The sequence below is a fragment of the Mesorhizobium norvegicum genome (assembly GCF_004919685.1).
Lineage (GTDB): Bacteria > Pseudomonadota > Alphaproteobacteria > Rhizobiales > Rhizobiaceae > Mesorhizobium > Mesorhizobium norvegicum.
Map to the genome: position 1 here is coordinate 39,212 of NZ_SMYZ01000056.1, position 21,581 is coordinate 60,792.

Genomic DNA, 21,581 nt, shown 5'->3' on the forward strand with positions numbered 1-21,581 from the left:
GCCGCTGCCTCTCAAATAATCCTCGTTGCGATCATTGACAAGATAGTGGCATATGCCTACTTCACGAATAGTGGCATATGCCACTAAATGAAATCAGATGGCTTTGCCGGCAGTGCGAGGGTGATTGCCCACGGTGCCGGCGGCCAGGTCGAAACGAAGCAAATCAGTCGAAGAAGGAACAGGACAATGAGTGGACAGAGCAACAAGGGCACGGCGGTCGTCACCGGTGCTTCGGCAGGCATCGGCGCGGTCTATGCGGACCGGCTGGCAGGGCAGGGCTACGATCTGGTGCTGGTGGCGCGGCGCGCCGACCGGCTGGAAGAGCTGGCCGAGAAGCTGCGTTATGCCTACGGCCGCAAGGTCAGCGTGATCAGCGCCGATCTCGCCGACGACAAGGACGTGCGCCGCGTCGAGCAGGCGATATCAGCCGACGACAGCGTGACGCTGCTGGTCAACAATGCCGGCATTGGCGGTGCGCAGGTGGTGGCGACGGCCGACGCCGACGCGGCCGAGCGCATGATCAAGGTCAACGTCATCGCCTTGACCCGCCTGACCCGCGCCGTGCTGCCGGGGCTCTTGGCACGCAACCGCGGCGCGGTCGTCAACATCGCCTCGGTGCTCGCCTTCGACACCTCGTTCGGCGGTATCTACAGCGGCACCAAGGCCTATGTCGTCAACTTCACCGAAGCCCTGCAGCGCGAGGTCGCGGGTACCGAGGTGAAGGCCCAGGTGGTACTGCCCGGTGCGACCCGGACCGATTTCTGGGAAATTGCCGGCAGCGATATCGACCAGCTTCCGAAGGAAATCATCATGAGCGCCGACGATCTGGTCGATGCCGCACTTGTCGGCCTGGCCAAGGGCGAAGCCGTTACCGTGCCGGGACTTGCCGACGCCGCCAAGCTGGACACTTTCCTTGGCGCCCGGCAAGCCTTCTACGGCAGCCTGCACGCCGACAAGCCGGCGGCACGCTACGCGGCTTGAGGGTTTCGAGGCCGATAGCAGAACTTGGGTTCCTCGCNNCCTCCCCCCCGATCGACGGGGTAGAGGAAAGGCGCCAAGCTTTTTGCCGTCAACGCTCGTCCAGCAACGCTCCCTTCCTTTCCCTCCGGAGGGGGGAAAGGTGGCGCTGCGAAGCAGCGACGGATTGGGGGAACCACGTGGCAATCAAACCTTGGGCCGATCAGTCATGTCAGTCACAGAAGATGTGTGCATAGCGTAGCCGCGTTGCGGGGGCGAGGAACCCAGGTTCTGCAAGGCCGCGCCCCTAAGCCGACCGCCACATCGGAATGATCGAGGCGGCCAGCACCAGCGCCAGCACGATGTTGAGCGCGCGCCATTGCCATTCGGTCTTGAGCAGCCGGGCCAGCAGCATGCCGGCCACGCACCACAGCGACAGCGAGGCGGCGGCCGCGAGGCCGAAGGTGGCGCCGAGCAGCAGCGCGAGCTGCATCGGCCCGCTGGCTAGCGCCGCGAACGAGGCCGCGGCGCCCAACCCCATCGCCCAGCCTTTCGGGTTCATCCATTGAATGCCGGCGCCGCCGAGAAAGCTGTTCGGCCTGGCCATGGTCACATCCAGATTGGGCGGCCCGCTGCGACCGATCTTGATCGCCAGCCAGACGAGATAAAGCGAGCCGATGACCTTCATCGCCAGCTGCAGCGAGGGCACGGCGAGCAGCAGGCCGGCGAGCCCGGCGGCGGCGGCGCCCGTGACGGTGGCAAGGCCGGCGGCGCTGCCGATCAGCAAAGGCACGGAACGGCGAAAGCCGAACTGTGCGCCGGACGCGGTCGACAGGGTCGTGGCGATGCCGGGCGTGGTGGTGGCAACGATGGCAAACAGGACGAGGGGGATGATGGGCTCGAACATGCAGCTTCCTCTGTGGGGGCTGCCATCGTAGCTGCGCACGAACTTCAGTAAATGCAATGTTTGCTATGGCTGGCATTAGCAAGCATAATGCCAACCATGATCCGAAATCTCGATATGGCGCTGATCCGCACCTTTGTGACCGTCGCCGACAAGGCCAGCATGACGGCGGCGGCCAACGCGCTGCACCTGACGCAGGGCGCCGTCAGCCAGCAGGTCAAGCGGCTGGAGGAGGCGCTCGGCTCCAGCCTGTTCGAGCGCGACCGGCGCGGCTTGCGGTTGACGCGCGCCGGCGAACGGCTGTTTGGCAAGGGCAAGCGGCTGCTTGGCCTCAATGACGAGATCTGGGCCGAAATGGCTGAGATACCGATGGCCGGCCAGGTGCGGCTCGGCGTGCCTTACGACCTTGTCGGCACCTTGCTGGCGCCGGTGCTGAAGACCTATGCCGAGACCTATCCGCAGGTTGAGATATCGCTGGTCTGCGCCTCGTCGCCTGAGCTGACTGCTGCCCTTGCAGCCGGGACCATCGATCTTGCGGTGATCGAGGAACGCGTCGGCCCGTCGGCGGGCGAATGCCTTGCCATCGACCGGCTGGTCTGGGTCGGCGCCAAGGGCGGCGTTGCCCGCGCCAAGCGGCCGCTGCCGGTGTCGATCGTCGCCGACACCTGCGCCTTCCGGCCGGCGGTGCTGGCGGCGCTCGGCGAGCATGGGCTGGAATGGCGCACGGTGTTCGAAAACGGCAACATCGATGCGACGACAGCGACGGTGCGTTCCGACCTGGCGGTCACCACCTGGTTGGCCTCGACGGTGCCGGCCGATCTCGACATATTGCCATCGGAGTCCGGGCTGCCGCCGCTGCCGAATTTTGCCATCAACCTGCATTTGCCAAGGCATGGAGTCGGCCCGGCGGCGCAGGAATTCGCGCGGCATATCCGCGATGGGCTCGCGCGGCGGCCGCAGGCGGCTTGAAGGACCTGTCAGAACTGGGGTTTCCTCTCCCCCGTCGATCGGGGGAGAGGTGTCGAGCGAAGCTCGACGGAGTGGGGGTCGATCTTTTTCCGTCTGATTACCGCTGGCCTGAGTCTTCTTGCCCGCCTGGTTCTGCCTGTCTTACGGCGGTGCGTTTGGCGAATGGCTTCCCCCACTCCGTCGCTGCTTCGCAGCGCCACCTCTCCCCCCTCCGGAGGGAGAGGAAAGGTGCCAAGGCCGTCCTGCTACTTCCAGTTCTTGCGCCGCTCGATCTCGGCCTCGGACGGCTTCTCCGTGGCAAACGACCCAACCTTGATCTCGCCTGATCGCTCATAGGTCGCCATGATGACGCCGGTGCTGGAAGCCTGCGACTTGACAAGCTTGAAGGCGGCCGGCATCGCGCCTTCGCCGAACAGCCGCTTGCCCTTGCCCAGCAACAGCGGGAAGATCATCAGCCGGATCTCGTCGATCAGCCCGTTGGCGAGCAGGGTCTGGATCAGATTGCCCGATCCCTGGGTGAGCAGGTCAGGTCCATCCTCCTGCTTGAGGCGGCGCAGCGTCGCGACGATATCCGGCCCAGCGATTGCGTGTTCTGCCAGGTGAGCGAATCCGGCCGATGCGTCGCCACATACTTGGTCGCAGGGTTGAAGGCATCTGCGATCGGATCTTTCTGATACGGCCAGTACGCGGCGAAGATGTCGTAGGTTCTGCGGCCGAGCAGCAGGTCGAAGGGTTTGGAGAACAGTTCCTCCATTGCCACGCCCGCCACCTCGTCAAAATAGTGGAAGGTCCAGCCGCCGAACTTGAAGCCGCCGACCGGGTCCTCTTCCGGACCGCCGGGCGCCTGCATGACGCCGTCGAGGCTGACGAATGTCGCAGCGATGATCTTTCTCATTCCAATGCTCCCGTTTCTTCAATCCACGCCGTCGTGGCCGGACTTCAGCCCAAGGACGGGCGACCGGTCACCGGTCCGACAGGACATGTGAAATTTTGGCAAGTCATCGTCATTTGCGAGGTCCGGTGCGCGGTCTGGCGTCGAGATTTTTCGACGAAAACCAGACATCGCCGAAGATCGCTGTGGCGGTGCGGTCAGGCGCCTTGTCCTGCACCAGCCAGATCGAGCGGCTGCTCGCGGCCTGCTCGCGCGTCGGGATCGTCGCTGCAGCGTCCGCGATCGAGGCGCCGACACAGGGAATGAACCACGACCGCATGAACGGATCGCAGGCGAAGCCTTTTGCGGTACGGGTCACCATCACCGCCAGCGGGACGCGCTCGGCCGGGCGCCAGGGAAAGATCATGCGGCCGCCTGGTCGGAGCGCCTTCAGCCACCCGGCCGGCGGTGCTGCGACGCCGGCATTGACATAGATGATGTCGGATGGTGGCAACGGCGTCGTCACGGCATCGCCATGGACGACCGTCGCATTGCCATAGGCTTCGAGATTTTGTCGCGCCAGATCGGCTAGCTTTTCGTAGAGTTCGAAAGCGGTGACGGTGCCTCCGGGTGAAACCAGCCTGGCCAGCACGGCGGTGTAGTAGCCGGTGCCGGCGCCGATATGGGTGACGGCCTCACCGGGCCTCGGTGCAAGCTTTCCGATCCACATGGCGTGCAGGAACGGCTCGCCATTGTTGATGCCCTTGTCGTTGTCGAGCGCCACCAGCACATTCTGGTAGATGTGGGCCGGATCGGCGCTCGGCGTCGTGACCTTGCCGTTGCCGGCGATGATCATCCACGGCCCGGAACCGAGAAAGACTTCGCGTGGCACCTCGGCGAAAACCGCCTCCAGGCGTGGATCGGGCGAGCCGGCATTGGCGGCCATCAGCCGCGCGTAGAATTTCCTGATGTCTTCGATCCGGGCCATGATGCCGGAGAACATAGCGCGGATTGCCCATTTGTCGCGAGACTACCCCCTGCTCAGAGGGTAGCCGATTTTCCGGCGAGGCGGAACTCAGCCGACCCCGAACATGGTGTCGTAAAGCAGCTTGAAGTTGAGCACCAGGATGATCGCGGCGACCACCCAGGCAAGGGCTGCGACGCCGCGCGGAATGGCGAGGTTGCCCATCTTCTTCTTGTCGGAGACGAACTGCACCAGCGGGACGACCGCGAAGGGCAGCTGCATCGACAGGATGACCTGGCTGAACACCAGCAACTGGCCGGTGCCCTTTTCGCCATAGAGCGCGGTGACGATCACCACCGGGACGATGGCGAGGCCGCGCGTCAGAAGCCGGCGTGCCCAGTTGGGGATGCGCAGGCGCAGGAAGCCTTCCATGACGATCTGGCCGGCCAGCGTCGCCGTCACCGTCGAGTTCAGGCCGGAAGCCAGCAGAGCGACGGCGAACAGGATCGAGGCGATGCTGAGGCCGAGCAGCGGCGACAAAAGCTCGAAGGCCTGGCCGATCTCGGCGACGTCCTGGTGGCCGGTGTTGTGGAAGGCGACTGCAGACACGATCAGGATCGAGGCGTTGACGAAGAGCGCCAGCATCAGGGCGATGGTCGAGTCCGTCGTCGCCCATTTGATGGCGTCGCGCTTGCCCTTGTCGGTGCGTTCATAGGCGCGGGTCTGCACGATCGAGGAGTGCAGATAGAGATTGTGCGGCATGACGGTGGCGCCGATGATGCCGATGGCGATGTAGAGCATCGCCGGATTGGTGACGATTTCCGACGACGGCACGAACATGGCATGCAGGATCGAGCCGGCCGGCGGGGCAGCGACGAAGATCTGGATGGCGAAGCAGCTGAAGATGACGATCAAAAGCGCGATGACGAAGGCTTCGAGATAGCGGAAGCCCTTGTTCATCAGCAGCAGCACGAGGAAGGCGTCGAGTGCCGTCAGTATGGCGCCGCCGATCAGCGGAATGCCGAACAGAAGCTGCAGCGCGATCGCGGTGCCGATGACCTCGGCCAGGTCGCAAGCGATGATGGCCAGTTCGCAGGCGATCCACAGCACGAAGTTGACCGGACGGGGATAATAGGCGCGGCAGGCCTGGGCAAGGTCGCGGCCGGTGGCAATGCCGAGCCGTGCTGCCAACGCCTGCAGCAGGATCGCCATCAGGTTGGACAGCATGATGATGAACAGCAGCGTGTAGCCGAACTGCGCGCCGCCGGCGAGGTCGGTCGCCCAGTTGCCGGGATCCATATAGCCGACCGAGACCATGTAGCCGGGGCCCATGAAGGCGAACAGGCGGCGGAACCAGACGCCCGAACTCGGCACGGCGATGGAAGAATTGACTTCGCGCAGGCTGGGCTGCTCGTCCTCGTCGGGCCTGGCGAACCGCCAAGAGGAACGAGGGGCTGTGGCTTCGGCTTCGGACATGAGGGAGGGCTTTCCGCGAGACTGGGCGATGTTCTTAAGCTATGCCATGGCTCAACATTATGCAATATGCTATATTTCATTGTTTGTGCTTTTTATCGGGCTGCTGTCAACTCGAAAGGAGGCACGCCGGTTGCACCTATGGCGGAATGCAAATAAACGGCCTGAAGAATCAGAGCCCGTGCTATGAATGCATGGACAGCAAAAGCCTCGGGAGGAGCGCGCATTGGCGCTGAAGAACAGACCGGTCCCGCGCGAGCCACTGCCCGACGCCGATGTCCATTCGGAAGGCTTCCGGCAGACGCGCGAAGCGCGCCGCAGTGCGCTGGTCGAGGATTATGTCGAGCTGATCGCCGACCTGATCGAGGACGGCAACGAGGCGCGCCAGGTCGACATCGCAGCAAGGCTCGGCGTTGCCCAGCCGACCGTGGCCAAGATGCTGACCAGGCTGTGCGCCGACGGTCTGGTGTCGCGAAAGCCCTATCGCGGCGTGTTCCTGACCGATGCCGGCCGCAAGGTCGCCGAGGAAAGCCGCATCCGCCACCAGACGGTGGAAGCTTTTTTGCGCTCGCTCGGCGTCAGCGCCGAGACCGCGCGCATCGATGCCGAGGGCATCGAGCACCATGTCAGCGCCGAGACGCTGCAAGCTTTTCGGAAGGCGATGACGGCGCCGCGCTAAGTCGCACCGGCCGCCGGATTTCCAGAGCCGCCGGAACCGCCGCACGTTACGCACGTTGCTCCTGACATAGCGCTGATGTCGCGCGGCAAGGGAGGAAACGATGGGCGTTGAACAGGCACCGACCGCAAAGGGCAAGCAGGCGGCCAAGGGACTGAAACAGGCGGCGGCGAAGGACGAGCGCAAGACCGAGGCCGAGACGGGCCATCCGCTGAAAAAGGGCGCGGCGCGTTTCGAGGAACGTTCGAAGAGTTCCGACGGCAAGAGCGCCGGCGCCAAGCAGAAAGATTAGCCGTCTGTCAGGCTGACGTTAGCGGTTCTGGGCGAAAGCCGTCTGCCGGGACGTGGTGGCGGCGCTTTCAGCAAACCGTTCTCTCACTCACGGACGTCCTGCACCCAGCTGCGCGGGTGGCCGTCGACGCGGAACTGGAAGATGAAATAGGGCGGAATGCAGGTGCCCTTGCCGGCTTTCGCTTGCGCCAGATCGTCATAGCCTGCCGTGCAGATATAGTCCTCGCGGCAGGGATGGGCCTTGTCGCAGGCGCGCAGGCCGGCGGTCTTGGTGAACTCCCTGGTGCAGAATTTGTGGTCCTTGCCCGACGCGATGCAGTCGTTGAAGCCGGTCTTGGCCAGACGCCCGCACGTCGCCTCGTCGGGAAGCTTGTCGCAGGTCGCCTTGCGCAGCATGCCGCCGGGAAAGCCGCCAGTTTTCTGCTGTGGATTGTCGTAGCGCTGGCGCGCGGCACCATAGCCGGCGAGCTTGACCAGCGGCTTCTTGTCCCGCGCCGGGTCGATGGCGCAGGCCTTGGCGGTGGCCGGCGACAAGCGGCAATATTGGTCGTTGCCCCAGGTCGACATTTTGATCTCGCCGAACTCGACGGGGTCGCCGACCGCGGTGCCGGCCTCGCTGACGCAGGTGCCGAAGCCCGGATGGATGGCGCTTTCATGGACGCCGGCGCAGCGCAGGCCTTCGCCGCAGGTCCAGTCCTTGAAGCTTGGATCCTCGCCGCGATAGCAGATCGAGCCCCAGCCATTGTAGAGGTCGGTGCCTTTCAGCGCCTCGGCATATTTCGCGTCCGGACGGGCGGCGAAGCCGCGCGTAAAGTCCGGGTGGCCGCCGGCGGCGAACTGCTCGACGATGGCGCGGCGGCGCGGCAGGTCGGCGAAGAACACGGCCGAACCCGGCACGAAGACGGCGTTGCGGCGCGGTTCGCTGGCCGGATCGGCGCCGGTGTAATGGAAACCGGCAATGCCATGCGTCTGGTGGCAGCCGGTGCAGCTCATCTCGTTGAGCCGCAGGTCGAAGCCGGCCACCGACTTGATGGTCGAGAGTGTGTTGCCTTTGGCGACATAGTCCCTGAGCGCCTTGTCGATGTCGGCGTCGTCGACTAGCCCGTAGGCGATGTTGTTCTGCGACCGGCTCAGCCCGCCGGGTGCGACGGAGACGGCGCTCTTGGCTAGGAACTTTTCGTCGATGACCAGCCGGCCATGATCGAGGTCGTAGATGTTGCGGTCGGTGAGCAGCCATTTGGCGAAGGACAGCTTGTCGGCCAGCACGGTGGCGCGGTCGATCTGGTTTTCCATCTTCGCTTCATAGAAGCTTGATATAGCCGGATCCCATTTGAAGATCTTCAGCAGATATTCGGCGTGGCCGCCGAAATCTCGCCGCGTCGAGGCCGACAGCCTGAGCACCTGCATGTTGAGTTCGAGCCGCATGATCTGCGACGAATTCAGCATGGCGCCGGACAGCGGCCCTTCGTCGGAGCGCAGCCAGGCGGCAAGCTGGTCGGGCGGCAGGTCTTTTTTTCCGGCGGCAAGCCAGCGCTGGGCAACATCGGCGCAGGACACATCGGTGGTATCCGGCAAATCCTTCGAGGCGCGTGCTTGTGCCTGGCGGGGTTTGGCGTTGAACACCAGGCTCATGGTCAGCGGCAGGCGCGAGGAAATGCGCTGGGCGGCCTTTCCCTTGGCAGGCTTTTCCGCGACCGAATAATGGAAGCGATAGATCAGCCGGATCTCGCCGCATTCGGTGTGGCCGAGATAGCCGCGATCCATGCGGTTGACGATGCCGGTCAGGTCCAGCGTCGAGCCGTCGTCATCGATGTATTTCGGGTTGAACTTCTGGCTGGTGTCCTTCGACTTCGCCATATCAGCGACATAGGGGTCCGGACTGGTCTTCGGTTCGTCGGCGATCTGCTGTTTGACGGTGTCGCGCACGGTGGCCAAAGCCGGCACCGAAAACAGGCCGCGATTGTCGACCTCGCGGGTGAGGCCGAGTGCGGGTCCGAGCAGGCGGCTGATCGAAAGGCCGCCGCGCTCGAGCGCCTGCAAGGTGGCGGGGTCGGTGACGGCAACGCTGGAATCGAGCGTCACCGCGCCGGCGGCCGGCGTGCCCAGACAAAACAACGCCGCAATCAGCGACAGGAACGAACCGATCGTCCTCAAGCCCAACACATCCCCATTGTGCGGGCAATGCTACAGGCCTTGCGCACTCTCGGCCAGAGTGGTGAGGCCGCCATGCCAGAACCGCCGCAGTCTGGAAAAATGCTGTGACTTGGCGCAACCATTGGGATAATTGTTTGTTGGGTTGAGCCCCGGAACAACGGGGAAGTTTGCAGCACGAGGAGTTGCCATGCTCTGGAAAGGCCGTCGTCAGAGTGACAATGTCGAGGACGACCGCAGCGACAGCGGCGGCGGCGGACTCGGCGGCAGCCCTGGTCAGTTCCGCATTCCGATCGGCGGCCGTGCCGGTGGCGGCGGCAGCATCTTTCTCGTCATCCTGGTTGTGCTGGCCGGATGGTATTTCGGATTCGATCCGTCGACGATCCTGGGTGGCGGCGATGGCGGCCTGCTACCGGGCGGTGGTGGCCAGATCACCGACAACAGCGGCGGTGGCCAAGACAGCGGCGCGGGTACGCCAGCCAATGACGAGATGAAGCAGTTCGTGGCCACCGTGCTGGCCGAGACCGAGGACACCTGGACCGGCATCTTCAAATCTCAGGGGCTGACCTATGAGGACCCGAAGCTGGTGCTGTTCAGCGGCCAGGTGCGCTCGGCCTGCGGCTTTGCCTCCGCGGCGGCCGGACCGTTCTATTGTCCCGGCGACCACAAGGTCTATCTCGACATGACCTTCTTCCAGCAACTCGATCAGCAGTTCGGCGCTTCGGGCGAGTTCGCCCGCGCCTATGTGATCGCGCATGAGGTCGGCCACCACGTACAGAACCTGACCGGCATCATGTCCAAGTTCAACCAGATGCGGCAAAGCATGGGCGAGGTCGAGGCCAACCAGATGTCGGTGCGCATCGAGCTCCAGGCTGACTGCTTCGCCGGCGTGTGGGCCCACTACACCGCGCAGAAGGGCATATTGGAGCAGGGCGACATCGAAAGCGCGCTGAACGCCGCCAAGCAGATCGGCGACGACACGCTGCAGAAGAAGACGCAAGGCTATGTCGTTCCGGAAAGCTTCAACCACGGCACCTCGCAGCAGCGGCAGACCTGGCTGGCGCGCGGTTACAAGAGCGGCAAGCTTTCGGATTGCAATACGCTGAGCGGCCCGATCTGAGAGACTGATTCCGAGATTCACCTGACGGCGAAGGTGCCGTCAGGTGATGTCAGGATGAAACAATCCCGCCTGTTCCTGTATTGTTCCTTTCTGCCGGCTCGCCTATAAGGTGCGTCCGCCTGCGCCCCAGGGCGAGCAGAGGAGCTTGACCCATTATGATCGACCCCAAAACCGCCAGACGGGGCCTTGCGCTCGTCTTCACCACGCTGCTGCTCGACATTATCGGCTTCGGCATGATCATGCCGGTACTGCCAGCCTATCTCAGGGAACTGACCGGCGTCAGCATCAGCGGAGCGGCGATTGAAGGCGGTTGGCTGTTTTTCGTCTATGCGGCGATGCAGTTCTTCTTCGCCCCCATCATGGGCGGCTTGAGCGACCGGTTTGGACGCCGGCCGATCCTGCTCGCCTCGGTGCTGACGTTTTCCATCGACAATCTGATCTGCGCCGTTGCCTGGTCCTATCCCATGCTGTTCATCGGGCGCGTGCTGGCCGGCATTTCGGGCGCCAGCTATTCGACGACATCGGCCTTCATCGCCGACATCTCGAACGATGAGAACCGGGCGAAGAATTTCGGCCTGCTCGGCATCGCTTTCGGCGTCGGCTTCGTCATCGGGCCGGTTCTGGGCGGGCTGCTCGGCACATTCGGACCCCGCGTGCCGTTCTATTTCGCCGCCGGACTTGCCTTTGTGAACTTCCTGATTGCGCTGTTTTTCCTGCCGGAAACGCTCGATGACAAGCATCGCCGCCGCTTCGAGTGGAAACGCGCCAACCCTGTCGGTACGCTTCTCCAGATGCGCCAGTACAAGGGCATCGGTTGGATCGGGCTCACCTTCTTCCTGATGACGCTCGGGCACATGATGTATCCGGCGGTCTGGTCGTTCGTTTCCAATTATCGCTATGGCTGGAGCGAGCAGCAGATCGGCTTCTCGCTCGGCGCCTTCGGCCTGTGCGGCGCGATCGTCATGGCGACGGTGCTGCCGCGCGTGATCCCCAGGCTTGGCGAGTGGAAGACGGCGGTGATCGGTCTTGCCTTCACCGCGCTCAGCGCCTTCGGCTACGCCTTCGCGTCGCAAGGCTGGATGATCTATGCGGTGATCGTCGTCGGCTGTCTCGAAGCGCTGGCCGATCCGCCGCTGAGAAGCCTCGCCGCTGCCAAAGTGCCGCCTTCGGCGCAAGGTGAGTTGCAGGGCGCGATGACCTCGATCTTCTCGATCACCTCGATCATCACGCCGCTGCTCTATACGGCGATCTTTTCCTGGTTCACAGGGCCGAACGCGCCCATGACCTTCGGCGGCGCGCCCTATCTGGTTGGCGGGTGTTTTCTTACGCTGGCGCTCATCGTCTTCGTCACGAAAGTGGCCAGGCCCGTGGCGCGCACGAATGTCACCGCCGGCGTCGCCGAGGATGGAGCTCAGATATGAGTCATGACGGCCGCATTGCGCTCACCAGGGACGGACTGTCGCTGTCGCGCCTCGTCTTCGGCGCCTGGCGTCTGCTCGACAGCGCCGCCCGCCCGGATGCCGAAGCGGTCGCGCGGCTGATCGGCAGCGCCGTCGATCTCCGCCTGACCAGCTTCGACCATGCCGACATCTATGGGAACTACGAGGTGGAAGCGGCGTTCGGAGCGGGATTGGCGCGCTGGAAAGGCAAGCGCGACAGCATCGAGTTGATCTCGAAATGCGATATCATGCTGAAATCGCCAAACCGGCCGGACAACCGGCTGAAGCACTATGATACCAGTGCCGCCCATATCGCGGCCTCGGTCGATCGTTCGCTGTCCAATCTCCACACCGATTACCTCGACTTGTTGCTGCTGCACCGGCCGGATCCGCTGATGGATGCCGACGAGACGGCGACAGCGTTGGCCGGGTTGGTCACATCCGGCAAGGTGAGGGCAGTCGGCGTCTCCAATTTCACGCCGTCGCAGTTCGATCTGCTGGCCTCGCGGCTGCCGTTCGCGCTCGCCACCAACCAGATCGAGATGTCGGTGCTGAAAACGGCTGCATTGACCGACGGCAGTCTCGACCACGCGCAGCGCCTTGCCTATGCGCCGATGATCTGGTCGCCGCTCGGCGGCGGCTCGCTGTTCACCGGCAAGGAGGGGCGCGAGGCGCGGGTGCGGGCAGCGCTTGCAGCGGTGGCCGCCGAGATCGGTGCCAGCGATCTGGCTACCGTCGCGATCGCCTGGCTGCTGCGCCATCCGGCCCAATTGGTGCCGGTGCTGGGCTCGATGAAGCCGGAACGGCTGGCCGCCATGATCAAGGCGATCGACATCGTGCTCGACCGCCAGCAATGGTTCGCCATCCTGGAGGCCAGCGAAGGCCGACCGGTGGCGTAAGGGTCAGGGTGCGATGCCAGGCTGTGAGGCGTTTGCGCCGCCCCTCATTGTCCTGCCGGACATTTCTCCCCGTATAGTGACGGGGAGAAAGACGCTCTCGTCGATGATTTCGCCAATCGCCTACGTTGCAAAAAGGGCGCCGAGGTCGCGGTCAATTCCCTTCTCCCCGTCACTATACGGGGAGAAGGTGCCGGTAGGCGGATGAGGGGCGGCGCGACGCCTCCTAAGCCCGCTCGGCCAGCAATTCCTCGCCGCGCTTTTCGCGGATCAGGTTGACGAAGCGGCGGAACAGATAGTGCGAATCCTGCGGGCCGGGCGAAGCCTCGGGATGATGCTGGACCGAGAACACCGGCCTGCCGGTGAGCGTGATGCCGCAGTTCGAACCGTCGAACAGCGAGACATGGGTTTCCTCGACGCCTGATGGCAGCGAGTCGGCATCGACGGCGAAGCCGTGGTTCATCGAGACGATCTCGACCTTGCCGGTGGTGTGATCCTTGACCGGATGGTTGGCGCCGTGATGGCCCTGATGCATCTTGGCGGTCTTGCCGCCGAGCGCCAGCGCCAGCATCTGGTGGCCGAGGCAAATGCCGAATACCGGGATGTCGGTTTTCAACAGATCCTGGATGACCGGCACGGCATAGTCACCGGTGGCTTCCGGGTCGCCGGGGCCGTTGGAGAGGAAGATGCCGTCCGGCTGCATGGCGAGGATTTCTTCAGCACCGGTCTTGGCCGGCACCACGGTGACCTTGGCGCCAAGGCCGGCGAGCAGGCGCAATATGTTGCGCTTGACGCCATAGTCGATGGCAACGACATGCATGGTCGGCTCGGTCTGTTCGCCAAAGCCTTCGTTCCACACCCACGGCGTCTCGCGCCAGACCGAGGACTGGCCCGACGTGACCTCCTTGGCTAGGTCGAGGCCGATCAGGCCCGACCATGCGGCGGCGCGGCGCTTCAGATCGTCGAGGTCGAACACGCCGTCGGGCGCATGCGCAATGACGGCGTTGGGCATGCCCTTTTCGCGGATCAGCGCGGTCAGCGCGCGGGTGTCGATGCCCGACAGGGCGACGATGCCGCGCTTCTTCAGCCATTGGTCGAGACCGGTGCCGGCGCGGTAGTTGGACGGATTGGTGACATCGGCCTTGAACACGGCGCCGACGGCGCCGGCGCGGGCGGCCGGGTTAAGGTCCTCTATGTCCTCGTCATTGGTGCCGATGTTGCCGATATGCGGGAAGGTGAAAGTGACGATCTGGCCGGCATAGGACGGGTCGGTGAGGATTTCCTGGTAGCCGGTGAGTGCCGTGTTGAAGCAGACTTCGGCGACGGCGGAGCCGGTGGCGCCGAGGCCGCGACCTTCGATGACGGTGCCGTCGGCCAGCACCAACAGCGCGGTCGGCTTTTCGGTGGTCCAAGGGGCGGTCATCGTGGCCATGGCGGCACTCCTAAAAGGCTGCGCCCTTCAATTGGCCCGGCGGACCTTGGCGCGGCAAACGGCGCACGGCAGCGATTTCGCAAGCCTGCGCGCGGTCAAAACTCAGTTCATGCAAGGCCCAGTACATAGGGGAAGGGGCCAAAGCGGTCAATGATGCCGGCACCGAGCGGTATGGATTTATTTCATCGAACAATATCAGCCATTTGACGTCTGCCTTCGGGATTTGCCTTGCGCATTCCCCGGCGCTATTGTCCGCGCCGATCGAAGGAGAATGCACCATGCGCGGCAAAATCGCCGAATCCCTGAAGAGCGCGATGAAGGCGCAGGACAAGCACCGGCTGCCGACATTGCGGCTGATCCAGGCCGCCATCCACGACCGCGACATCGCCAATCGCGGCTCGGCCAAGGAGCCGGCCAGCGACGAGGAGATCCTGCAGATCCTGGCCAAGATGGTGAAGCAACGCGAGGAATCGGCCAAAGCCTTCGACGACGGCAAGCGGCCGGAACTGGCCGCGCAGGAGCGCGGCGAGATGGAGATCATCCGCGCCTTCCTGCCGACGCAGTTGGACGATGCCGCCATCCAGGCTGCGGCGCGCGAAGCGATCGCGGCGACGGGTGCGGCCAGCCAGAGGGACATGGGCAAGGTGATCGCCGCGCTGAAGCAGAAATATGCCGGCCAGATGGATTTCGGCAAGGCGAGCGGCATCGTCAAGGGGCTGCTGCAATAGGGCTTTTCCCGCCGCACCTCTTGCCAGGAAAAGCGACCAACGGCCGTCGGTGACGTCGAGCTCTATGGACACCCGACCATGCGGCGTTCGGAGGTCAGAGGCAGCGGCAGCGGCACGCAGGTGCCGTAGCTCCGGCTCGCGGGCTAGCGCTTGCCAATCCGGTCCGGGGAGCGTTCGCCAATCCCTTCGACGACGATGCGGATGAGGTGCCTGATCTCGTCCTCGCTGAACAGACCTCCCGAAAGCACCGAAAGCATCGCCTGGCCGTATATTCCAAGCAGAACCAGCGACATGAAATTGGCGTTGTCGTCTTTGCGAATGACACCTTGCCGTTGGCCAAGGACCAGCAGGTCTCGCACCAGGAGCTGGAAGGAGGGGCGGTCGGACGGCGGCTGCAGGGACGGTCGCTCGGCGGGGGCAAGGGCCAGCCTGGCAAGTGAAGGGTTGGCCAGGCACCACCCCGCGCTGTCGAGAAGGACGGTCTCAAGCAGGACGAACACGTCTTCGTTTGCCGCCATGCGGGCGCGGTAGGTCGCGTCGCCCGCTTCCACGAGGGCGATGAGCCGTAGCGCAATCTCCTCTTTCGAGCTGAACAGGTTGTAGACCGTCTTGCGGGTCAGCCCGGCGCGCGTCGCGATCGCTTCAACCGAGGTGTTGACAAATCCGAGTTCCCGGAACGCTGCATCGGCGGCATCGAGGATGAGGCTTCGCGACCGTTCGGTCCGCTTTGGGGTTGTCATTTTTATACCATGGTGTAAATTTACACATGTGTAAACTTTAAAGTACATGGCTGCCGGTCTTCAGTAGGGAAGCCGACCGGCCATCCCGCGAACGGTCGACCGTGGCGCATCGGAATTCAAGCGTATCCATCGGAAGCATTGTGCAAATGGTTGGCATCCTCAGAGAATTCGGCCCGGGGATCTGGATTGCGGACGGTCCGACCGTCACGGCGGCCGCCGGCTTTCACTATCCCACGCGCATGGCCGTGATCAGATTGTCCGGCGGCGGTCTCTTCATCTGGTCACCGGTAGAGCTCACGGACGAGCTGCGTGCCGAGGTGGACGGCTTGGGCGAGGTGCGCTTCCTAATCCCGCCCAATTCGCTTCACCACGTGTTCCTTGCTGACTGGCAGCGCAGCTACACCGATGCCAAGGTCTACGCGCCGCCGGGCCTGCGGGAGAAGCGCGGGGATATCCGCTTTGACGGCGACCTCGGCGATACGCCTGATACCGACTGGGCTGACGATCTCGATCAAGTCGTCATGCGGGGCAACAGGATCACCATCGAGATTGTCTTCTTCCATCGCGAAAGCAGGACGGTGCTGTTCACCGATCTTATCCAGCATTTCCGTCCTGGCTGGTTCAAGGGCTGGCGGGCGCTCGTTGCCCGGCTGGATCTGATGGTGGCCGTTGAGCCCTCAGTGCCGCGAAAATTTCGCGCCGCCTTTACCGACTGGCGTGCCGCGCGCGCCGCCATCCAGCGTGTCCTGGCATGGCCGGCTGAAAAAGTGCTGATGGCGCATGGCGAACCGGTCACCGAGAACGGTCAGGCTGTTGTACGTCGCGCCTTTCGCTGGCTGGTCGGTCAGTGACGTCCTGGGCAGATTTCGGCGGTTCGAGCGCGCGGCGCAATGCCGGCGCCTCCTGCTGGATATGATCCCATAGCCGGTTAGCGACCGGCCCGTGCGGTCGGTCGCGGCGGCGCGCCACCACCAGCTCGTCGGTACGCCCCGGCAGATGACGGCCGGCGATGGATTGCAGGCGTCCGTCGCGCAGCTCTTCCTCGATCAGGAAGCGGGGCATGTGGCCCCAGCCGAGGCCCTGAAGGATGATTTCCTTCTTCATGCCCTGATCGGCCACCATGCACTGAAGCGCACCTTCGATCATGAAGTAATCCTGCCGGGGTGAATGGCGGGCGGTGTCGCGCATGACGCATTGGGTGAGTGCGTGCATCTGATCCAAGGTGATTGGCTGTTTGATACGCTCCGGCAGAAAGCCCGGCGCCACCACGGGAATGAAGGGCACCTTGCACAGGTCGACCCATTCCACCCGCGCATCGCTCTTGTCGATCCAGTGCAGGATCAAATCGGCCTCATCGTCGAAGAGACGCTCCCACGGGCCGCCAACCGCTTCGAAATGCAGATGCAGGCGCGTGCCGGGGCAGTGGGCGAAGAACCGCCCGAGCATCCCCAGCGCCTGCGGGCGCGGGCACAAATCGCCGATCACCACATGGATCTCGCTTTCCTCGCCCATTGCCAACTGGGCGGCATGGACACGCAGGCCCTCCAGTTCGTGCAGCAGCTGACGTGCGCGGCGGTGGAACGACAGCCCTGCCTCGGTCGGGCGAACGCGATAGCCGCTGCGATCCAGGAGGACAAGGTCGAGCTGCCGTTCCAGCTTTGCGACGGCGGCAAACACCGCCGGGTGCGAGCGATAGAGCAATGCCGCCGCAGGCTGAAAGCCGCCGGTGCGAACCACGGCATCGAAGCATTGCAGATCATGCAGGGTGAATTCCGCCATGTCAGCTTTACCTACAGAGATTGTCTTATCTTTGTAATATCAACAAAAAGGCGCCACGGCTACGTTCTGGCTCATTCAACGTTCCAGAAGGAATTTTCATCATGAATGGGCTGAATTTCGTGATCATCGGCGATGGTACCCGCATCGCCTACCGCATCGATGGCGATGCCACAAAGCCGGTGCTGGTGCTGTCGAACTCCATCGCCACCACGCTGCACATGTGGGACAGACAGGTCGACGAATTGTCCAGGCATTTCCGCGTTCTGCGTTACGACTTTCGCGGCCATGGCGGATCGAGCACCCCAGTGGGTGCCTATTCGCTCGACCGGCTCGGCCGCGACGTCATCGAGCTGCTCGATGCACTGGGCATCGGGCGCGTGCACTTCCTCGGCCTGTCACTGGGCGGCTTCGTCGGGCAATGGCTCGGCATCCATGCGCCCGAGCGGATCGACCGGCTGATCCTGAGCAACACCTCGTCCCATCTCTCGCCGGCAAGCTATTTCGACGAGCGGATTGCCGCTGTGCAGCAGGCGCCGGACATGTCGGAAACCGCCGAGGTGTTCCTCGGCAACTGGTTCCCCACGTCTATGGTGGCTGCCAACGCGCCCGTGGTCGAAGACTTTCGCGCCATGCTGCTGACTATCGACCGGCAAGGTCTGGCTGGTTTGTTCGCGGCGGTTCGCGATGCGGACCTCCGCCGCAGCGTAGCGCTGATCTCCCGGCCAACGCTGGTGATCGCCGGCCAGCACGACACGGTGACGGCTGCCAGCCACAGCGAGCTGATCGCGGCGGCGGTGCCCGGTGCGAAGCTGGTTGTGCTGCCCGCGGTTCACTTGTCGAACGTGGAGTACCCGGCCGAGTTCATGCAGGCCGTGCTCGGCTTTCTGCGCTGAACGGGGGCGCGCGCTAGCAGTGAGTGAAGTTCGCAGCCTGTCCGGTTGCGGACTTCAGGATCCCTTGCAGATCGGCAGCGGCTGCGGCGGCGGTGCCGGATGATCCTTTTTGTATTGAGCAATCATCGGCTCGAGGGTTTTCTTCGGCCAGAATTTCGGAGCGCCGATTTCCTTCAGGCAGGATGCGTTCCAGTAGGTCCCGCGCTTGGCGGCCACCGCGGCGATGTCGCGTGATTCCGGATAGATGTAGAGCGTCGTCGGATTGTCCTTCACCATCGAGATGATCTGCCGGGCATCCGTCGGCGACCAGCTGGTGCAGCCATTGCTGCGGCCGCCAGGATAGTCGACCAGCTTGCCGAACGGCACCAGACCGTCATGATCGGCATATGAGCTGTTCGGATTTTTGCGCATGCACTGGGCGCGCAGCACCTGCGCCGCGTGGCCGCCGATCACCCGCTGCCTGGCGTTGGCGGCTTCGCCTTCGCCGTCGAACTGTATGAAGGTGCGCAGGAAAGCCGCATCCTGCTTGGCGCCGGTGCTATAAAAGCCTTTGAACGACGTTTTCGCCTCGCGCGTCATATAGGCCCCGCCGGCCGTGAGTTCCGAATCCATCGCGTTGCCGAAGTTCTTCGAGCACCGCCTGCCATTCGAGAAATCGACAGTGCCTTTCAGGTTGCGGCCGCCGCCATGACCCGACGAGATCGCGCGAAACGACTGGCTGGCTTCGCAGATGACATAATACCGGCGCCCGAGCACGCTATTACCCAGATCGCCTGGGCGTGTCGCATCCATGGCGAAGTAGCAGGGGTTCCTGACCGCGCCCTGCGCCACCTTTTTCAGGTAAAGCGCGCGCGCCCGCTCCAGCACCACTTGTGAGATCTGACCGTCGCTGTCGCCGACATGGGCCTGCAGCCAGGCTGGAACGCCTGATGGTGCGGCAGAGGATCGAGCCGACACCGTCAAGGCAATGACGGCGACGAGGAGGCTGAGGATCGGGACGATGCCCAGAGGGACGAATCTCAACCGCACGGGTTCACTTCTCCTGCCAAAGCCGTTTACTTGCGGTGTTGCCACCGAGAATCAATCATAAAGGGCCTCGCATTATCAGGCGAAACACATCTTGTTTAGCGCCCCCTTTGTTTAGCGCGCCCTCTCGGAAGCCCGCACGACGCGCGCAAACGGCCCCTGTGCCGACGCGGATGTCTCCGCATCTTTGACTGTCCGCGATTTTCGATCCGCACGGATTGAGCTATCATTTGATTCTGGCGCGCCCACGCCACCTCCCTCCGCCGGGGAAGCATTATGCATGCAGGGTCATCCGATCACTGAACCGACTGTTCGAGCACCGCTGCCAAACCGCCGTGCGGTTTGGCAGGGCATAAGGAGGGGTTGCGAAAACTGCTCGCACCAGGAGGTTTTTGCGATGAAGCTGTCCGCGCCCATCCACCATCTCAAGCGTCGAGCCAGGTTGTTGTCTCGCAAGGGCAAGATTGCGCTCCACGAAGCGCTTGATCGTGTTGCAGCCGAGGAAGGTTTCAGCAGCTGGAGCCTGCTTGCAGCCAAAGCAGCCGAGGCGGCGCCTGCCGGCATATTGTTTGCGCAACTGGCGCCCGGCGACCTGGTCCTGGTCGGTGCGCGACCCGGCCACGGCAAGACGCTGATGAGCCTCGAACTCGCAATCGAAGCCATGAAGTCCGGCCATCTCGGCGTGTTCTTCACGCTGGAATATACGCAAAGGGATGTGCTCGACCGGTTTCGCGCCATCGGGGCGGACCCTGCACGGTTCAACGACCACTTCGTATTCGATAATTCCGACGCCATCAGCGCCGACTACATCGTCAGGAGGTTGAGCTCGGCGCCGCGCGGCACGCTGGTGGTGATCGATTATCTGCAACTGCTCGATCAGAAGCGGGAAAACCCGGACCTGATGGCGCAGGTTCGCACGCTGAAGGCCTTTGCGCGCGACAGGGGATTGATCCTTGTCTTCATCTCGCAGATCGATCGGTCATACGATCCGGCGAAGAAGCCGGTTCCCGACATCAGCGATGTCCGGTTGCCGAACCCGCTGGATCTGTCGCTGTTCAACAAGACATGCTTCCTGAACAGGGGCGAAATCCGGTTCCAGGCAGCGAGCTGACGGATCTGTCAAGCAGCCTCTCTATTGGGCAGCAGCCGTCAGGTTCAAAAGGTGCGCAACCGATGTCGGATTGTGTTGCGCACGCAGCGCGTCGGCTGACTGACGAACGACTTCGGAAATCCGCAGCAGCTGTTTGGCGATCGGGCTGGTGTTGCGCCAGACCATGCCGATCGTGCGCGACGGCTGGGGACTTCTGAAGCGCGCGATGGAGACCGGCGCCGAGCGTGTCTCCACCGCCACCGCCATTTCGGGGATCAAGGTGACACCGATGCCGGCGCCGACCATCTGCACCAGGGTCGACAGCGAGCTGCCGTCCAGCAACTCGCGCGGCCGTGCCGAATGCATGCTGCAGAACGACAGCGCCTGGTCGCGAAAGCAATGGCCTTCTTCCAGCAGAAGCAGCCGCATTTCGCGCAGCATTTCGCGATTTGGCACCGGCTTTCCCTCGTCCTCGCCGGGCCGGACCAGCACGAAGTTTTCGGCAAACAGCACGACCTCCGTCAACGATGGTTCGGACACGGGCAGCGCGACGATAGCCGCATCGAGCCGACCGTCCGCCAGTTCCTGGATCAGTTTTTGCGTCAGCGTCTCGCGCACATGGATGTCGAGGCCGTCATGCATGCGCGAGAGGTTGCCGATGATGGTCGGCAAAAGGTAGGGCGCGACCGTCGGGATGACACCGATGCGCAGCCGGCCGACCAGCCTGTCACGCGAAGAGCGGGCGAGATCAGCCAGTTCGTCCACCGAACGCAGGATGTCGCGCACGCGCAGGGCAAACTCCTCGCCGAAATTGGTCAGCCGGACTTGCCGCGGACCTCTTTCGAACAGCTCCGTGCCGAGCGTCTCTTCCAATTCCTTGATCTGCACCGAAATGGCGGGCTGGGAGATCGCACAGGCATTCGCCGCGCGTCCAAAATGATTGTGCCGCGCCAGCGCCTCGAAATAGCGCAACTGCTTCAGGGTCAGGTTTGCCATAACCGCACCTTATCTCTGTGATCAGTAAATCCAACTTAAATTAATCGAGCTGCTTTGCTATAGAGTCTGGTAGGGAGATGAAAGGCAGCCGACGCTACACAGTCCGCATCATCGGTGCGGGCGTGCGTTCGGGGCTGTTTTTGTTTCAACACAATCTTGTCCAGGGCAAGCTCAGGGCAGTAGGAC

Annotated in this window: 20 protein-coding genes and 1 pseudogene; 11 read left to right on the forward strand and 10 right to left on the reverse strand. The window is 63.4% G+C overall.

Annotation, left to right across the window (positions count from 1 at the left end; genetic code table 11):
• Positions 1 to 186: 186 nt before the first annotated feature.
• Positions 187 to 981: an SDR family NAD(P)-dependent oxidoreductase gene (locus tag FCU66_RS23270; RefSeq protein WP_136618012.1), complete on the forward strand. Its 795-nt coding sequence runs from the start codon at positions 187 to 189 to the stop codon at positions 979 to 981.
• Positions 982 to 1,264: 283 nt separating this feature from the next.
• On the opposite strand, the gene FCU66_RS23275 is transcribed toward FCU66_RS23270, so the two are convergent.
• Positions 1,265 to 1,864, reverse strand: a complete 600-nt coding sequence (locus FCU66_RS23275) for a LysE family translocator (RefSeq protein ID WP_136618011.1) — start codon at positions 1,862 to 1,864, stop codon at positions 1,265 to 1,267.
• Positions 1,865 to 1,960: 96 nt separating this feature from the next.
• Here FCU66_RS23275 and FCU66_RS23280 point away from each other — a divergent pair, with 96 nt between their 5' ends.
• Complete coding sequence (locus tag FCU66_RS23280; RefSeq protein WP_136618024.1) at positions 1,961 to 2,830, forward strand: LysR family transcriptional regulator; 870 nt, start codon at positions 1,961 to 1,963, stop codon at positions 2,828 to 2,830.
• Between the two features lie 245 nt (positions 2,831 to 3,075).
• Here FCU66_RS23280 and FCU66_RS23290 read toward each other — a convergent pair.
• The 3 genes and pseudogenes from FCU66_RS23290 to FCU66_RS23300 all read right to left on the reverse strand — a co-directional run bounded on the left by FCU66_RS23290 (position 3,076) and on the right by FCU66_RS23300 (position 6,141).
• A pseudogene (locus FCU66_RS23290) lies at positions 3,076 to 3,725 on the reverse strand (dihydrofolate reductase family protein).
• Between the two features lie 109 nt (positions 3,726 to 3,834).
• Positions 3,835 to 4,689 carry a protein-L-isoaspartate O-methyltransferase family protein gene (locus FCU66_RS23295; RefSeq protein ID WP_168991876.1) on the reverse strand — a complete coding sequence of 285 codons (855 nt, stop codon included), beginning with the start codon at positions 4,687 to 4,689 and terminating at the stop codon, positions 3,835 to 3,837.
• Between the two features lie 87 nt (positions 4,690 to 4,776).
• Positions 4,777 to 6,141, reverse strand: a complete 1,365-nt coding sequence (locus tag FCU66_RS23300; RefSeq protein WP_136618009.1) for an Nramp family divalent metal transporter — start codon at positions 6,139 to 6,141, stop codon at positions 4,777 to 4,779.
• A 223-nt stretch (positions 6,142 to 6,364) separates the two neighbouring features.
• Here FCU66_RS23300 and mntR point away from each other — a divergent pair, with 223 nt between their 5' ends.
• Together mntR and FCU66_RS23310 are read left to right on the forward strand one after the other, a co-directional pair.
• Positions 6,365 to 6,817 (forward strand): manganese-binding transcriptional regulator MntR, encoded by a 453-nt coding sequence (gene mntR, locus FCU66_RS23305; protein ID WP_168991874.1) that lies wholly within the window; start codon positions 6,365 to 6,367, stop codon positions 6,815 to 6,817.
• 100 nt (positions 6,818 to 6,917) lie between these two features.
• Positions 6,918 to 7,106, forward strand: coding sequence for a hypothetical protein (locus FCU66_RS23310; protein ID WP_109659990.1), 189 nt, complete (start codon positions 6,918 to 6,920; stop codon positions 7,104 to 7,106).
• A gap of 83 nt (positions 7,107 to 7,189) precedes the next feature.
• On the opposite strand, the gene FCU66_RS23315 is transcribed toward FCU66_RS23310, so the two are convergent.
• On the reverse strand, positions 7,190 to 9,268 hold the full coding sequence (locus tag FCU66_RS23315; RefSeq protein ID WP_246093993.1) for a hypothetical protein: 2,079 nt from the start codon (positions 9,266 to 9,268) through the stop codon (positions 7,190 to 7,192).
• A gap of 178 nt (positions 9,269 to 9,446) precedes the next feature.
• On the opposite strand from FCU66_RS23315, the gene ypfJ reads away from it, so the two are divergent.
• The 3 genes from ypfJ to FCU66_RS23330 all read left to right on the forward strand — a co-directional run bounded on the left by ypfJ (position 9,447) and on the right by FCU66_RS23330 (position 12,714).
• On the forward strand, positions 9,447 to 10,376 hold the full coding sequence (gene ypfJ, locus FCU66_RS23320; RefSeq protein ID WP_136618006.1) for a KPN_02809 family neutral zinc metallopeptidase: 930 nt from the start codon (positions 9,447 to 9,449) through the stop codon (positions 10,374 to 10,376).
• Between the two features lie 155 nt (positions 10,377 to 10,531).
• A complete protein-coding gene (locus FCU66_RS23325; RefSeq protein ID WP_136618005.1) occupies positions 10,532 to 11,797 on the forward strand; it encodes a TCR/Tet family MFS transporter in 1,266 nt (421 codons plus the stop codon).
• Positions 11,794 to 12,714, forward strand: a complete 921-nt coding sequence (locus FCU66_RS23330) for an aldo/keto reductase (RefSeq protein ID WP_136618004.1) — start codon at positions 11,794 to 11,796, stop codon at positions 12,712 to 12,714. The genes FCU66_RS23325 and FCU66_RS23330 overlap by 4 nt, the downstream gene beginning before the upstream one ends.
• 223 nt (positions 12,715 to 12,937) lie before the next feature.
• Here FCU66_RS23330 and carA read toward each other — a convergent pair whose 3' ends face one another.
• A complete protein-coding gene (carA, locus tag FCU66_RS23340) occupies positions 12,938 to 14,143 on the reverse strand; it encodes a glutamine-hydrolyzing carbamoyl-phosphate synthase small subunit (RefSeq protein WP_136618003.1) in 1,206 nt (401 codons plus the stop codon).
• 278 nt (positions 14,144 to 14,421) lie between these two features.
• Between carA and FCU66_RS23345 the strand changes: the two genes are divergently transcribed.
• Positions 14,422 to 14,871, forward strand: a complete 450-nt coding sequence (locus FCU66_RS23345; RefSeq protein ID WP_136618002.1) for a GatB/YqeY domain-containing protein — start codon at positions 14,422 to 14,424, stop codon at positions 14,869 to 14,871.
• A 143-nt stretch (positions 14,872 to 15,014) separates the two neighbouring features.
• Here the strand turns inward: FCU66_RS23345 and FCU66_RS23355 are convergent, their stop codons facing one another.
• Positions 15,015 to 15,611, reverse strand: a complete 597-nt coding sequence (locus FCU66_RS23355) for a TetR/AcrR family transcriptional regulator (RefSeq protein ID WP_136618001.1) — start codon at positions 15,609 to 15,611, stop codon at positions 15,015 to 15,017.
• 146 nt (positions 15,612 to 15,757) lie between these two features.
• Between FCU66_RS23355 and FCU66_RS23360 the strand changes: the two genes are divergently transcribed.
• On the forward strand, positions 15,758 to 16,462 hold the full coding sequence (locus FCU66_RS23360; RefSeq protein WP_136618000.1) for a DUF4336 domain-containing protein: 705 nt from the start codon (positions 15,758 to 15,760) through the stop codon (positions 16,460 to 16,462).
• Here the strand turns inward: FCU66_RS23360 and FCU66_RS23365 are convergent.
• On the reverse strand, positions 16,404 to 17,390 hold the full coding sequence (locus FCU66_RS23365; protein WP_136617999.1) for a LysR family transcriptional regulator: 987 nt from the start codon (positions 17,388 to 17,390) through the stop codon (positions 16,404 to 16,406). The two genes, FCU66_RS23360 and FCU66_RS23365, sit on opposite strands and share 59 nt — an antisense overlap.
• 101 nt (positions 17,391 to 17,491) lie before the next feature.
• Here FCU66_RS23365 and FCU66_RS23370 point away from each other — a divergent pair, with 101 nt between their 5' ends.
• A complete protein-coding gene (locus FCU66_RS23370) occupies positions 17,492 to 18,283 on the forward strand; it encodes an alpha/beta fold hydrolase (RefSeq protein ID WP_136617998.1) in 792 nt (263 codons plus the stop codon).
• A 54-nt stretch (positions 18,284 to 18,337) separates the two neighbouring features.
• On the opposite strand, the gene FCU66_RS23375 is transcribed toward FCU66_RS23370, so the two are convergent.
• Positions 18,338 to 19,312, reverse strand: a complete 975-nt coding sequence (locus tag FCU66_RS23375; protein ID WP_136617997.1) for a hypothetical protein — start codon at positions 19,310 to 19,312, stop codon at positions 18,338 to 18,340.
• A gap of 394 nt (positions 19,313 to 19,706) precedes the next feature.
• On the opposite strand from FCU66_RS23375, the gene FCU66_RS23380 reads away from it, so the two are divergent.
• On the forward strand, positions 19,707 to 20,420 hold the full coding sequence (locus FCU66_RS23380; protein ID WP_136617996.1) for a DNA helicase: 714 nt from the start codon (positions 19,707 to 19,709) through the stop codon (positions 20,418 to 20,420).
• Positions 20,421 to 20,441: 21 nt separating this feature from the next.
• Here FCU66_RS23380 and FCU66_RS23385 read toward each other — a convergent pair whose 3' ends face one another.
• Positions 20,442 to 21,395, reverse strand: coding sequence for a hydrogen peroxide-inducible genes activator (locus tag FCU66_RS23385; protein ID WP_136617995.1), 954 nt, complete (start codon positions 21,393 to 21,395; stop codon positions 20,442 to 20,444).
• Positions 21,396 to 21,581: the final 186 nt, after the last annotated feature.

Bases quoted from the DNA above. Each gene is read 5' to 3' on its own strand.
- FCU66_RS23270 (WP_136618012.1), top strand. From the start codon at position 187: ATGAGTGGACAGAGCAACAAGGGCACGGCGGTCGTCACCGGTGCTTCG.
- FCU66_RS23275 (WP_136618011.1), bottom strand. From the start codon at position 1,864: ATGTTCGAGCCCATCATCCCCCTCGTCCTGTTTGCCATCGTTGCCACC.
- FCU66_RS23280 (WP_136618024.1), top strand. From the start codon at position 1,961: ATGATCCGAAATCTCGATATGGCGCTGATCCGCACCTTTGTGACCGTC.
- FCU66_RS23295 (WP_168991876.1), bottom strand. From the start codon at position 4,689: ATGGCCCGGATCGAAGACATCAGGAAATTCTACGCGCGGCTGATGGCC.
- FCU66_RS23300 (WP_136618009.1), bottom strand. From the start codon at position 6,141: ATGTCCGAAGCCGAAGCCACAGCCCCTCGTTCCTCTTGGCGGTTCGCC.
- FCU66_RS23310 (WP_109659990.1), top strand. From the start codon at position 6,918: ATGGGCGTTGAACAGGCACCGACCGCAAAGGGCAAGCAGGCGGCCAAG.
- ypfJ (WP_136618006.1), top strand. From the start codon at position 9,447: ATGCTCTGGAAAGGCCGTCGTCAGAGTGACAATGTCGAGGACGACCGC.
- FCU66_RS23325 (WP_136618005.1), top strand. From the start codon at position 10,532: ATGATCGACCCCAAAACCGCCAGACGGGGCCTTGCGCTCGTCTTCACC.
- FCU66_RS23330 (WP_136618004.1), top strand. From the start codon at position 11,794: ATGAGTCATGACGGCCGCATTGCGCTCACCAGGGACGGACTGTCGCTG.
- carA (WP_136618003.1), bottom strand. From the start codon at position 14,143: ATGGCCACGATGACCGCCCCTTGGACCACCGAAAAGCCGACCGCGCTG.
- FCU66_RS23345 (WP_136618002.1), top strand. From the start codon at position 14,422: ATGCGCGGCAAAATCGCCGAATCCCTGAAGAGCGCGATGAAGGCGCAG.
- FCU66_RS23355 (WP_136618001.1), bottom strand. From the start codon at position 15,611: ATGACAACCCCAAAGCGGACCGAACGGTCGCGAAGCCTCATCCTCGAT.
- FCU66_RS23360 (WP_136618000.1), top strand. From the start codon at position 15,758: ATGGTTGGCATCCTCAGAGAATTCGGCCCGGGGATCTGGATTGCGGAC.
- FCU66_RS23365 (WP_136617999.1), bottom strand. From the start codon at position 17,390: ATGGCGGAATTCACCCTGCATGATCTGCAATGCTTCGATGCCGTGGTT.
- FCU66_RS23370 (WP_136617998.1), top strand. From the start codon at position 17,492: ATGAATGGGCTGAATTTCGTGATCATCGGCGATGGTACCCGCATCGCC.
- FCU66_RS23380 (WP_136617996.1), top strand. From the start codon at position 19,707: ATGAAGCTGTCCGCGCCCATCCACCATCTCAAGCGTCGAGCCAGGTTG.
- FCU66_RS23385 (WP_136617995.1), bottom strand. From the start codon at position 21,395: ATGGCAAACCTGACCCTGAAGCAGTTGCGCTATTTCGAGGCGCTGGCG.